The organism is Angustibacter speluncae (assembly GCF_054777815.1).
Window position 1 is genome coordinate 1 of record NZ_BAAHAF010000001.1, and the last position, 12,549, is coordinate 12,549.

A 12,549-nucleotide genomic window follows, 5' to 3' on the forward strand; every position below is an offset into this window, starting at 1 on the left:
GGCGACCAGGCCGACCCCGCCGAGCGCGAACGGCAGCACGACCGCACCCGTGGCGGCCAGCGTGCCCGCGCGGGCGGCCCGCACCGGGGCCGCCTGGCCCGGACGCGTGGTGCCGTCGCCGAGCACGCTGCCGCCCGCGCCCGTCGTGGTGACGACGCCGCCGGTCGTGGTGGTCGTGGTCGACGGCGCAGTGGTGGTCGGCGGGGTCGTCGTGGTCGGCGGGGTGGTCGTGGTGGGCGGCGTGGTCGACGACGAGCAGTCGAGGGCCGGCGCGTCGTCGTAGGCGCCGGCGGCGCCGACCTCGAGCAGCGAGGTCTGGGCCAGGGTCAGCACGGCCTGCGTGGTCGACCGGGTGTCCTGGTCGTTCGGCACGGCCGCGGCACCGGCGGCGACGCGTGCGTCGTAGGCGGCCTGGTCGTAGGCGATGCCGCCGCGCAGCGCAGCGGGCAGCGTGCAGCCGTACTGGAGCGCCCGCACGTAGTCGGACGCGAGCCGGGCCTGCGCGACCCAGCCGCCCGCGTGGAAGGCCTGACCGGCCAGACCGGTGGTGTTCGCGTTCGGGGTGGTGGCGAGCGACAGGTCGGCGACGCCGCCGGTGGTGTCGTCCTGCAGGGCCGCCAGGTACCCGAGCGCCTCCTCGCCGTCGGCGTCGTCGCTGCCGCCGGCCGCGAACAGCGCCTGCGCCGCGAACGCCGAGGCGTCGGCGTGGCTCGTGCAGGTGGCGCCGGGCGCGGTCGGGGTGAGCGGGAAGCCGCCGTCGGCGCACTGCAGCCCGCGCAGGAACGTCACGGCCGCCGGGTCGGGGCCGGCGCCGGCGCGCTGCAGGCCGATGATGCCGAAGGTCTGCCCGATCGTGTTGGCGTACTGGCCGAACGAGCTCTGGTCGGCGAACTGGCCCTCGGGGGTCATCAGCGACTGCAGGCGCGCGACGAGGTCGGTGCCGCCGCTGCCGAAGGACGTCGGGTCCTCGCCCTGCACGACGGCCAGGAACAGGGCCTTGGCCGTCGCGTTGGCGAAGTAGTGCTGCTCCGCCGGCCGGGTGGCGTCGCCCGCGTCGTAGTACGAGACGTAGGTCTCGACGTCGTCGGCGACGAAGGTCGTGGCGGCCGCGGCGCGGGTCTGGCCGGCGCCCGCGGCGTCCAGCGCGATGACGGCGTCGATGGTGAGGCCGTGGTCGGGGTAGCCGAAGCTCTCGATGTAGCCGGGGCCGGCCCCGAGCAGCCGGTCGACGTACCCCGCGCCCGCCTGGTCGGCGGCGGTGGTGGTGACCGGGCCGGGGGCCGCGGTGGCGGGGACGAGCAGCGCGCCGCCCGCGACGGCGGGGGCGAGCAGGAGCGCACCGACGAGGCCGGTGCGGACCCGCGAGCCGCGGGTCGTGGTCGTGCTGGACATGGGTGGTGCCTTCCGGATGAGCGGTCACGTGACCTCGCCCGGTCCGGGGCCTGCACGCGAGGGCGCCGGCTGGCCGGGCTCCGTCCCGCATACCTCGACGGTGGATGGAGCCGCTCGCGAGGACAGGCATTCCGGCTCGTACCCGGCCGAGACGGGGCCGGGCACCTACGGTTGCGGGTCAGCGCCGGACTTCGACCGGCTTCCCCTGCGCGTCGCGTGGTGGTGCAGCGGCCACCCTAGCCCCGTCCGAAGGGGCGCGACGACCACGCGGTGCGTGAGTACGATCACCGGTACAGGCGTCGACCCGGCCATCACCGGCGAGCCTCCGGAAGAACGGGCGGCCCGCGCCAGGGTCGCCCCGGTAGAACCGGACGGAACCGGCCCGTCACCGCACCGGCGAACGAGCGGCCGCCGCGTCCCCACCCGGGGAGGCGACGGCAAGCGAGGTGGTACCGCGGCCCGTCCCGAGGGGACGGGGTCGTCCTCGCACCCCGGCGCTCCCGGCCCGACCGGCCGGGGCACGTGAGGAGCGAGCGAGACGTGACGTACCCGCAGGTGGGCGCATCCCCCCGGTTCCCCGAGATCGAGGCGCGCGTGCGCCGCTACTGGGACGAGGACGGCACCTTCGTCGCCAGCGTCGAGCAGCGGCCCGCGGGCGACGACGGCGCCAACGAGTTCGTCTTCTACGACGGCCCACCGTTCGCCAACGGCCTGCCGCACTACGGCCACCTGCTCACCGGGTACGTCAAGGACGTCGTGCCGCGCTACCAGACCATGCGCGGGCGCAGGGTCGAGCGGCGCTTCGGCTGGGACACCCACGGCCTGCCGGCCGAGCTCGAGGCCGAGCGCGAGCTCGGCATCAAGGGCCGCGGCGACGTGCTCGAGATGGGCATCGAGGTCTTCAACGACGCCTGCCGCTCGTCGGTGCTGCGGTACACGAAGGAGTGGGAGGAGTACGTCACCCGGCAGGCGCGCTGGGTCGACTTCGACAACGCGTACCGGACGCTCGACCTGCCGTACATGGAGAGCGTCATCTGGGCGTTCAAGACCCTGTACGACAAGGGCTGGGTGTACGAGGGCTTCCGCGTCCTGCCCTACTGCTGGGTCGACGAGACGCCGCTGTCGAACCACGAGCTGCGGATGGACGAGGACGTCTACCAGGCGCGCCAGGACCCGTCGCTGACGGTGTGGTTCCGGCTCGAGACCGGTGAGCGGCTGATGGCGTGGACGACGACGCCGTGGACGCTGCCGTCCAACCTCGGCGTCGCGGTCGGGCCCGACCTCGACTACGTGGTGGTCGAGCACGAGGGCGAGCGGTACGTGCTGGCCGAGGCGCGGCTGCACTCGTACATGCGCGAGCTGGGCAAGGACGCCGAGGAACGCGTCGTCGAGCGGCTGAAGGGGTCCGACCTGGTCGGGCGCCGCTACGAGCCGCTGTTCGACTTCCTCACCGACACCGAGCGGTTCGGCACCGAGCAGGCGTGGCGGGTGCTCGACGGCGGCGACGAGGTCACCACCACCGACGGCACCGGCGTGGTGCACATGGCGCCCGCGTACGGCGAGGTCGACCAGAAGATCTGCGAGGGCAACGGCATCCCGACCGTCCTCACCATCGACGAGCGGGCGCGGTTCACGTCGGTCGTGCCGCCGTACGAGGGCACGCAGGTGTTCGAGGCGAACCGCCAGATCACGTCCGACCTGCGCGAGGCCGGCCACGTGGTGCGCTCGGAGACCTACGACCACAGCTACCCGCACTGCTGGCGCTGCCGGAACCCGTTGGTCTACAAGGCGGTCTCGTCGTGGTTCGTCGAGGTCACCGCGTTCCGCGACCGCATGGTCGAGCTGAACGAGCAGATCACCTGGGTGCCCGAGCACGTCAAGCACGGGCAGTTCGGCAAGTGGCTGTCGAACGCGCGCGACTGGTCGATCAGCCGGAACCGGTTCTGGGGCAGCCCGATCCCGGTCTGGCAGTCCGACGACCCGACCTACCCGCGCACGGACGTGTACGGGTCGTTGGCCGAGCTCGAGCGCGACTTCGGCGTCGAGGTCACCGACCTGCACCGGCCGTTCGTCGACCGGCTGACGCGTCCGAACCCCGACGACCCGACCGGGAAGTCGACCATGCGCCGGGTCACCGACGTGCTCGACGTGTGGTTCGACTCCGGCTCGATGTCGTTCGCCCAGGTGCACTACCCGTTCGAGAACGCCGACTGGTTCGAGCACCACTTCCCGGGCGACTTCATCGTCGAGTACATCGGCCAGACCCGCGGCTGGTTCTACACGCTGCACGTGCTGGCCACGGCGCTGTTCGACCGCCCGGCGTTCCGGTCGTGCGTCTCCCACGGCATCGTCCTGGGCAACGACGGCCAGAAGATGTCGAAGTCGCTGCGCAACTACCCCGACGTCACCGAGGTCTTCGACCGCGACGGCGCCGACGCGATGCGCTGGTTCCTGATGTCGAGCCCGATCCTGCGCGGCGGCAACCTGGTCGTCACCGAGCAGGGCATCCGCGACGGCGTGCGCCAGGTGCTGCTGCCGCTGTGGAACACCTGGTCGTTCTTCGCGCTGTACGCCAACGCCGCTCACGACGGCGCGGGCTACGACGCGCGGTGGTCGACCGCGTCCGAGCACGTGCTCGACCGGTACCTGCTGGCCGAGACCCGTTCGCTCGTCGAGCAGGTGCAGGCTGCGCTCGACGCCCTCGACATCGCCGGTGCCTGCGACCTGGTGCGGGCGCACGTCGACACGCTCACCAACTGGTACGTGCGGCGCTCGCGGCAGCGGTTCTGGGACGAGGACGAGGGTGCCTTCGACACCCTCCACACCTCGCTCGAGGTGCTGTGCCGGGTGGCGGCGCCGCTGCTGCCGATGGTGACCGAGGAGATCTGGCAGGGCCTCACGCAGGGCCGCTCGGTGCACCTCACCGACTGGCCCGAGGCCGACGACCTGCCGGCCGACGACGACCTCGTCGCCGCGATGGGCACCGTGCGCTCGGTCTGCTCGTCGGCGCTCGCGCTGCGCAAGGCCGAGGGGCTGCGCGTCCGGCTCCCGCTGACGTCGTTGACCGTCGTGGTCGACGGCGCGTCGGGGCTCGAGCCGTACGCCGACCTGGTGACGTCCGAGGTGAACGTCGCCGAGCTGCGGCTGCTCGACCTCGCCGACGCGGGGGAGCAGGACTTCGGCGTCGAGCGGCGGCTCACCGTGAACGCGCGGGCCGCCGGGCCGCGGCTGGGCAAGGACGTGCAGCAGGCGATCCGCGGTGCGAAGTCGGGCGACTGGTCGGTCTCCGACGACGGCACCGTCACCGCCGGCGGGCTCGTGCTGGTCGAGGGCGAGTACGTGCTCGAGACCGTGGTGAGCCAGGACGGCGGCGGCTCGCGCGCGGTCGGGGTGCTGCCCGGCGGCGGGTTCGTCGTCCTCGACACCGAGGTGACGCCCGAGCTGGCCGCCACCGGCCTGGCGAACGACGTCGTGCGGGTCGTGCAGCAGGCGCGCCGCGACGCCGGCCTGCAGGTCTCGGACCGGATCCGGCTCACGGTCACCGGTTCCGGGCCGGTGTGGGAGGCGGTCGTGGCGCACCAGCACCTCCTCATGACCGAGACGCTCGCGCAGGCCGTCGGCGCCAGCGGCACGCTCGACGACCTCGCGCCCGGCGACGGCGTCGTCGAGGCGACCGTGGGCGACGGCGAGCCGGTGCGGGTGCGGGTCGAGCGCGCCTGACGCAGGCTGGCCGGGTGGACGACGGCGGTGGGCGGCGGTTCGTGCTGCACGACCACCGCCGTCCCCGTCCGCACGTCGACCTGCGGCTCGAGCAGGACGGCGTGCTGCGCTCGTGGGCGGTGCCCAAGGGGCTGCCCGACGACCCCGGGCACGACCGGCTCGCGGTGGCCGTCGACGACCACGACCTCGACCACGTCGACTACGAGGACGAGCACAAGACGGTCGCCGACACCGGGACCTGGGTCGAGGAGGACCGCACCGAGCGGCGGTTCGTCTTCGTGCTGCACGGGCGGGACGGCGCACGCCGGTACGCGCTGATCCGCACGGGCGGCGACCAGTGGCTGCTGCACCTCACCAAGCAGCAACCCGGCTGAGCGAGCAGACGCCTCGGAACGACGACCTGGAAACGGGCGTGGCGTCGGTCGTCGCCCGGTCGTTCCGAGTGGTGTGTCCGCGGCACCACCTAGAGTCGGTTCCATGGCTGACACGCAGGTCCTCGGCATGCACTCCGGCGCCCGCCACGACGACGCCGACCCGGTCGCGGACGCCCGCACCGCCGGCGCCGACGCGGTGCAGGTGTTCCTCGCCGACCCCCAGGACTGGAAGGCGCCGAAGCCGTATCCGCAGGCCGAGGCGCTGCGGGCGAGCGGCCTCGACGTGTACGTCCACGCGCCGTACACGATCAACGTCGCGACGACGAACAACCGCATCCGCATCCCGAGCCGCAAGCTGCTGCTCGCCCACGCCACGATGGCGGCCGAGCTCGGCGCCAAGGGCCTGGTCGTGCACGGTGGACACGTCACGGCGAAGGACGACCCGGCCGCAGGCTTCGACAACTGGCGCAAGACGTTCGCGCGCCAGGCCGACGAGGGCGGCTTCCCGGTGCCGGTGCTCATCGAGAACACCGCGGGCGGCGACAAGGCGATGGCGCGCCGGCTCGACGCGGTGAAGGCGCTCTGGGAGGCCGTCGGCGAGTTCGGCGCCGGGTTCGTGCTCGACACCTGCCACGCCCACGCCGGCGGCCTCGACCTCGGCACCGTCGTCGACGACGTGCTGGCGATCACGGGCCGCATCGACCTGGTGCACTGCAACAACTCCCGCGACGACTTCGACTCCGGCCGCGACCGGCACGCCCCGCTCGCGTCCGGCGAGATCGAGACCGACGCGCTCGTCGAGGTGGTGCGGCGCTCCGGCGCCCCCGTCGTGCTCGAGACGCCGTGCAGCCCGCAGGAGCGGGCCTCCGAGATCACCCTGCTCCGCGAGGCCCTCGCCCGCGGCTGAGGCACCGCCCTCCGTCGAGACCGCAGTAGTCGGGCGAGCCCATGGCTCGGACGCCCGGGTACTGCGGTCTCGGCGTCCGTCCCGGCCCGCCGGTCGTCACGATCGGTCCGTCCGCGGCGACGGCACGCGCACGTCGTGACGACCGGCGGGGTCAGGGGAATCGCAGCGAACCCACCCGGGCCCGCATCCGCCGGCAGACGTGCACGCGGCGGAAGCGCGCCCGCAGCTCGGCCTCGCGCGACAGGTCGGTGCAGTGCAGGAAGCCCTTCACCAGCGGCAGACCCTCGACCCGGTCGGTCGGCTCGTCCCAGTCCTTGTGGACGTGCAGGTAGTGCGAGTCCTCGGTGAACCCGCGGGCCCGGTACCAGCCCAGCGTGGCGGGGTCGTCCCGCGTCCAGGCCTCGACCTCGCCACACCCGCCGGCCACCCTCGCCTCCACCGCCGCGAGCAGCGCCGTCCCCACGCCGCGTCCCTGGTGGTCGGGGTGCACCGCGACCGTCTCGACCGTCGCGGCGCCGGCCGGGTCGTCCGGCAGGGTCAGGTCGAGCACCCCGACCACCGCGCCGTCGTCGACGGCTACGAGCTCGACCGACCGCTCCTCGTACCGCGGCTTCGCCGCCACGACGTCGTCGAAGTAGGCGGTGGCCAGGAACGACAGCACCCGGCACCGCAGCCACCCGACCTCGTCCGCGGGCTCGTAGGGACGCACCTGCACGAGGGCGACCCTGGCACGACGGCACGCCCACCCGCGCGGTCGTTACGCTCGACGCGTGAGCACCGGTGACGGCTGGGACGTCGACGACAGCGAGCGGTCGCAGCTGCTGCGCGACCGCGCGCGCCGCCGCGACGAGCAGGACGAGAAGCAGGCGAAGCGGGCCGCCAGGGCCGAGGCGCAGGCGGCGCGGGTGCGCGAGGTCTACGCCGAGCTGCTCGACCGCGCTCCCGAGCACCGGATGCAGCCGCGGATCGAGCCGGTGCGCGCGGTGTGCGAGCTGCTGGGCGACCCGCAGCGTGCGTACCCCGTCATCCACCTGACGGGTACCAACGGCAAGACGTCGACGGCGCGGGTCGTGGAGCGGCTGCTGCGCGAGCACAACCTGCGCACCGGCCGGTACACGAGCCCGCACCTGCACTCGGTGACCGAGCGGATCAGCATCGACGGCCGGCCGATCAGCGACCGCGCGTTCGCCGACACCTGGGACGAGATCGCGCCGATCGTGGCGATGGTCGACGGCCGGCTCGCGGCCGACGGCGAGCCGGCCCTGACCTACTTCGAGCTGCTCACCGTGATGGCGTTCGCGGCGTTCGCCGAGGCCCCGATCGACGTCGCCGTCGTGGAGGTCGGGCTCGGCGGCACGTGGGACGCCACGAACGTCGTCGAGGCCACCGTGGCCGTCGTGCTGCCGATCTCGCTCGACCACACCCGGATGCTCGGCGACACGGTCGCGCAGATCGCCGAGGAAAAGGCCGGGATCTTCACCGAGGGCGGCTACGTCGTCATGGCCGAGCAGCCGGCCGAGGCGGCCGAGGTGCTGCTCGCCCGCGCCGTCGAGCACGGCTGCACCGTCTCCCGCGAGGGCCCCGAGTTCGGCGTCGTCCGCCGCTCGGTCGCGCTCGGCGGGCAGCAGGTCACCGTGCAGGGCGTGGCGGGGGAGTACACCGACCTGTTCCTGCCGCTGCACGGCGAGCACCAGGCGCACAACCTGGCCGTGGCGATCGCGTCCGTCGAGGCGTTCCTGGGCAACGGCAACCAGCGGCTCGACCCGGCGATCGTGCACGCGGCGGTCGCCGAGGTCTCCTCGCCCGGACGACTCGAGCTCGTGCGTCCCAGCCCCGCGGTCGTCGTCGACGCCGCACACAACGTGGCCGGCGTGCAGGCGCTCGTCGCCTCGCTCGACGAGGCGTTCGCGTTCCGCCACCTCGTCGGCGTCGTGGGGGTGCTCGACGACAAGGACGCCGAGACGATGCTCGAGCAGCTCGAGCCGGTCCTCGACGAGGTGGTGGTCAGCCGGTCGAGCTCGCCGCGCGCGATCCCGGTGGGGGACCTCGCCGAGATCGCCGAGGACGTGTTCGGCGAGGACCGCGTCCACGTCGTGGAGCGGCTCGACGAGGCGCTGGTGACCGCGATGAACCTCACCGAGGCGGCGGTCTCCGACCACGAGGGGCACGGCGGTGGCGTGCTCGTCACCGGCTCGGTCACCGTGGCCGCCGAGGCGCGCCTGCTGCTGCGCGCCCCCGCCGTCGACGCCGGCGAGGGCCTCGAGCACGAGCAGGAGGACGTGGGGTGACGACACCGGCGGCCGAGCACTACGTCGCCGAGCTCGTCCCGCGCGAGCTCACCGGGCTCGCCCGGGTGCGCGCCCGGCTGCAGGCGGGCGCGGCCACCCTGTTCGAGGGCTGGGTGCCCGACCCGCGCACCGGCGAGGTGCGCGTGCGGGCCCGCACGTCGTCCACCCCCGTCCTGCGGCTCCCGGTCGACCACCACGAGGCCGCCGGGCTGCTGGGCAAGGTGCAGGACGATCTCGATCGCCTCGACGCCGAGTCGTTCCAGCGGGAGTGGGGCCTGTGAGGGCGAGGCTGCTCGCCACCTGCCTGGTGCTCGAGGCGTTCGTCGTGTTCTTCGCGACGCTGGTCGCGACCGCGCTGTCGAGCGTCCCCGACCGCACCGTGTGGACGGTGGGGCTGGTGCTCGTCGTCGTCTGCGTCCTCGCCGCCGGGCTGGCGCGGCGCCCGGGCGGCGTGGTCGTCGGCTGGGTGGTGCAGGCGATGGTGCTCGCGACGGCGGTCGTCGTCCCCGCGATGGCCGTGCTCGGGGTGGTCTTCGCCGCGCTCTACGGCTGGTTCGTCGTGCTCGGCGGGCGCATCGACCGCGATCGGGCGGCGTGGGAGGCGCAGCAGCCGGAGCAGCCGGACGAGGGCGGTCAGCCGCCCGGCCGCACCAGCCCCGTCTCGTAGGCGAGCACCACGGCCTGCACGCGGTCGCGCAGGCCGAGCTTGGTCAGGATGCGGCCCACGTGCGTCTTCACCGTCTGCTCGGCCAGCACGAGCCGCTCGGCGATCTCGCCGTTCGACAGGCCGCCGGCCACCAGCTCGAGCACCTCGCGCTCGCGCGGCGTCAGCGACGCCACCGCGCCGGGGTGCGCCACCGCGCGGGTCGGCCGGGAGGCGAACTCCTCGATCACCCGTCGCGTCACGGCAGGCGCGAGCAGCGCCTCGCCCGCCGCCACGACCCGCACCGCGTGCACGAGGTCGTCGGTGGGGGCGTCCTTGAGCAGGAACCCGCTCGCGCCGGCGCGCAGCGCCTCGTACACGTAGTCGTCCAGGTCGAACGTGGTGAGCACCAGCACCTTCGGCACCCGGTCGCCCGGGAGGCGGGTGATGCGGCGGGTCGCCTCGATGCCGTCCATCACGGGCATCCGCACGTCCATCAGCACGACGTCGGCGTCGCGGGTGCGCGCCGCGTGCACGCCCTGCTCGCCGTCGGCCGCCTGGCCGACCACCTCGATGCCGTCCTGCGCCGCCAGCAGCGCCGAGAACCCCTCGCGCACCATCGCCTGGTCGTCGACGACGACCACCCGGATCGTGGTCACCCGAGGACCTTCTCATCCCTCTCCGCGAGGACGGGGAGCGACGCGGCCGGCAGCACCGCGAGCACCTCGAAGCCGCCGTCGTCGGTCGGGCCGGTCGTGAGGGTGCCCGCTGCGGCGGTGACCCGCTCCCGCATCCCGGTCAGGCCGTGCGCCGGGCCGGGCAGGCGGGTCGGGACGTGGTCGGGCGCAGAGTTGCGCACGAGCACCGTGACGGCGTCGTGGCTGCGCTGCAGCCGCACCGTCGTGCGCGTCCCGGGTGCGTGCCGAGCCACGTTCGACAGCGCCTCCTGCGTCACCCGGAACGCCGTCAGCGACGTGCTGGCGGCCAGACCCGCTGTCGGGCAGTCGATGTCGGCGTCGACCACCAGCCCCGCGCGGCGCGCACCCGCGACCAGCTCCGGTACGTCGTCGACGCCCGGCTGCGGCGCCGTCGCCACCGGGTCGGACGCGTCGCGCAGGACGCCGAGCAGGGTGCGGGTCTCGGTGAGGGCCTCCCGGGCGGTGGCGGCGATCGAGGCCAGCTCCTCGAGCGCCGCGTCCGGCAGCCCGGGACGGCGGTAGCGCGCCGTCTCGGCCTGCACCGCCACCAGCGACATCCGGTGCGCCACGATGTCGTGCAGGTCGCGCGCGATCCGGGCGCGCTCCTGCAGCACCACTCGGGCGGCCTCCTCGGAGGCGCGCAGCTGCTCCTGCTGCCGCAGGGCCGCGCGGCTGCGGGCCAGCCGCCCGGCCAGCCAGCCGATGGCCGCGACGGTCGCCGTCGCGACCGCCCAGCCGGGCGCCAGGTCGTCGCCCTCGATCGCCCCGGCGAGCAGCAGGGTCGTGCCGAGCCAGACCAGGATCGCGCCGACCCACCCGAGGCGGTAGGTCACCGCCGCCAGCAGGGCCAGCAGCACCAGCGTGTGCACGACCAGCCAGGGCCAGGGGGAGCCGGTGCCGGCCGCCGGGTCGGCCTCCGGCAGCACCACCCACAGCACGACCGCACCGGCCGCGCTCGCGACCCACCCCGCCATCGGCGCGAGCCGCACCAGCAGCAGGGGCAGGGCGGCAGCGGCCGCGACGAACGGCGCCGTCCCCCAACCGATCCGGTCCATGTCGTAGGCGGTGGGCGAGGTGCCGAACGCGATCCAGTAGAGCGCGAGCGTCGCCGTGCCGAGCAGCACCCATCCGGTGCGCGAGCGCAGCCGGGGGTCGCTCCACAGCGACGCCACCCCGGCGAGCCGCGTCCGCCGGCGCTGCCGCCTGCGGTCCTTGGTGTCGACGCGCTGGCGGTCGCGGTCCGCCCGGCGCTGCGCCCTGGCGGCACGCCGCCGCTCGCGCCACGCGGTCAGGGGTCGGGCCATGCCAGGAACCCTAGGGAGGCGGGGGCGTCACCGTCGTCATACCGGGGAGCCATCCGCGGGTGGCTCCCCGGTAGCACCCCGACCGCCCGGCGCCTGGTCCTGGCGGTGCCCCGCAGATGGCTCCGCGGACCGATGCCCCGTCCACGACCTCGTTCCTACCGTCCGCGTCGCCGCCGGACGGACCGGCGGCGGGACGGAGCGGGACGATGGCTCTCAGGGTGCGCGCGGCGCTGACGGCGCTGCTCGTGGTGGTGCTCACGACGGTGGTCGGTGCGGGGGTGGGCGCGGCCTCCGGACGGGCGCCGGTGGCCGGGTCGGCGGCGCGTGCCTCGACGGCACCGGCGGTCGTCACGGGCGTGGCCGTGCCGGCCGGGTTCGCCGCGCGGGCGGGCTACGTGCCGCAGCTGGAGGTGCTGCCCTCCGGACCGCGCTGGACCCGCCCGGACGGCGGCTGCTCCTCGCCGTGGGGCGGCACCCGCTACGGGTTCGACGCGGCCTGCCGCGCCCACGACCTCGGCTACGACGTGCTGCGGGACGCCGCCGCGACCGGCCGGCCCTGGTCGGGCACGGCGCGGCTGCACGTCGACCTGCAGCTCGCCGAGGACGTGCTGGCCCGGTGCGGCTCGCTGCCGGCAGGCGAGCGGCCCGGGTGCGTCGTCGTCGCCGGCGTGTTCGCGGTGGCCGTCGGGGTGAACTCGGTCAGCGAGGCCTTCTCGGTCCCGGGCCCGGTCTCGTTCGCCCGGGTCGCTGTGCCGGTCGGCGGTGGGCTGCTGGTGCTCGTGGTCGGGATGCTGCTCGCGCGCCGCGGCCGCTGGCCGTCCGGGGCCGTCGCCACGGTCCCGGCCGGGCTCGCCCTGCTGGCGGCCGCGGCGTCGTGGCAGCCGTCGCTGCTCCCGCGCGAGGCGCCGGTCCAGCTCGCCGTGACGGCGCTGACGACGCTCAGCGTCCTGGCCGTCGGTGCGCTGGTCGACCTCGTCTGGCGCCGCCTGCGCGGGTCGGCGCCCCGGGTGCGGACCGGCCCGGTCGCCGCCGCCCTGGCGGCCTCGGCCCTGCTCGTCGGTGCCACGGCGGGGCACGCCGGGCAGGTGCGGCTCGCGTCGGCCGAGGGGCTGGACGCGCTGCCGCTGGGCGAGTCGCTGCTGGCCGGCGGCGTCGGCGCGCTGCTCGCCCTCGCGGCCACGGTGCTGGCGGTGCAGGGAGGGCGGGTGCTCCGCCGGCTCGCC

The 12,549-nt window shown here is 74.8% G+C and carries 10 protein-coding genes and 1 pseudogene; 7 read left to right on the top strand and 4 right to left on the bottom strand.

Annotated elements, in window-relative coordinates:
• The coding region (locus ACYVKY_RS00005) for a hypothetical protein (protein ID WP_460432932.1) at positions 1 to 1,392 on the bottom strand (1,392 nt) is incomplete at its 3' end.
• A 540-nt stretch (positions 1,393 to 1,932) separates the two neighbouring features.
• Here ACYVKY_RS00005 and ileS point away from each other — a divergent pair.
• From ileS to ACYVKY_RS00020, 3 genes are all read left to right on the top strand, one after another.
• On the top strand, positions 1,933 to 5,112 hold the full coding sequence (gene ileS / locus ACYVKY_RS00010; protein ID WP_460432933.1) for an isoleucine--tRNA ligase: 3,180 nt from the start codon (positions 1,933 to 1,935) through the stop codon (positions 5,110 to 5,112).
• Positions 5,113 to 5,126: 14 nt separating this feature from the next.
• Entirely contained in the window at positions 5,127 to 5,486 is a 360-nt protein-coding gene (locus ACYVKY_RS00015; RefSeq protein ID WP_460432934.1) for a DNA polymerase ligase N-terminal domain-containing protein, read from the top strand.
• A gap of 127 nt (positions 5,487 to 5,613) precedes the next feature.
• The gene (locus ACYVKY_RS00020) at positions 5,614 to 6,393 is read left to right on the top strand and encodes a deoxyribonuclease IV (protein WP_460432941.1); all 780 of its coding nucleotides are present in this window, start codon (positions 5,614 to 5,616) and stop codon (positions 6,391 to 6,393) included.
• A gap of 151 nt (positions 6,394 to 6,544) precedes the next feature.
• Here the strand turns inward: ACYVKY_RS00020 and ACYVKY_RS00025 are convergent, their stop codons facing one another.
• Complete coding sequence (locus tag ACYVKY_RS00025; protein ID WP_460432935.1) at positions 6,545 to 7,108, bottom strand: GNAT family N-acetyltransferase; 564 nt, start codon at positions 7,106 to 7,108, stop codon at positions 6,545 to 6,547.
• 55 nt (positions 7,109 to 7,163) lie between these two features.
• Here ACYVKY_RS00025 and ACYVKY_RS00030 point away from each other — a divergent pair, with 55 nt between their 5' ends.
• From ACYVKY_RS00030 to ACYVKY_RS00040, 3 genes are read left to right on the top strand one after another with little or no spacing between them, the layout of a single operon-like run.
• Positions 7,164 to 8,681, top strand: a complete 1,518-nt coding sequence (locus ACYVKY_RS00030; protein ID WP_460432936.1) for a bifunctional folylpolyglutamate synthase/dihydrofolate synthase — start codon at positions 7,164 to 7,166, stop codon at positions 8,679 to 8,681.
• Entirely contained in the window at positions 8,678 to 8,962 is a 285-nt protein-coding gene (locus ACYVKY_RS00035) for a hypothetical protein (RefSeq protein WP_460432937.1), read from the top strand. The genes ACYVKY_RS00030 and ACYVKY_RS00035 overlap by 4 nt, the downstream gene beginning before the upstream one ends.
• Entirely contained in the window at positions 8,959 to 9,348 is a 390-nt protein-coding gene (locus ACYVKY_RS00040) for a DUF4233 domain-containing protein (RefSeq protein WP_460432938.1), read from the top strand. Before ACYVKY_RS00035 ends, ACYVKY_RS00040 begins: the two co-directional genes overlap by 4 nt.
• Here ACYVKY_RS00040 and ACYVKY_RS00045 read toward each other — a convergent pair.
• Both ACYVKY_RS00045 and ACYVKY_RS00050 read right to left on the bottom strand, forming a co-directional pair.
• Positions 9,315 to 9,983, bottom strand: a complete 669-nt coding sequence (locus ACYVKY_RS00045) for a transcriptional regulator (protein ID WP_460432939.1) — start codon at positions 9,981 to 9,983, stop codon at positions 9,315 to 9,317. The two genes, ACYVKY_RS00040 and ACYVKY_RS00045, sit on opposite strands and share 34 nt — an antisense overlap.
• The gene (locus ACYVKY_RS00050) at positions 9,980 to 11,326 is read right to left on the bottom strand and encodes a sensor histidine kinase (RefSeq protein ID WP_460432940.1); all 1,347 of its coding nucleotides are present in this window, start codon (positions 11,324 to 11,326) and stop codon (positions 9,980 to 9,982) included. The genes ACYVKY_RS00045 and ACYVKY_RS00050 overlap by 4 nt, the downstream gene beginning before the upstream one ends.
• 206 nt (positions 11,327 to 11,532) lie before the next feature.
• Here ACYVKY_RS00050 and ACYVKY_RS00055 point away from each other — a divergent pair.
• Positions 11,533 to 12,549, top strand: a pseudogene (locus ACYVKY_RS00055) (hypothetical protein); the annotation flags it as partial.

Coding starts and splice junctions, on each gene's coding strand:
- ACYVKY_RS00020 (WP_460432941.1), top strand. CDS start 5,614: ATGCACTCCGGCGCCCGCCACGACGACGCCGACCCGGTCGCGGACGCC.
- ACYVKY_RS00050 (WP_460432940.1), bottom strand. CDS start 11,326: ATGGCCCGACCCCTGACCGCGTGGCGCGAGCGGCGGCGTGCCGCCAGG.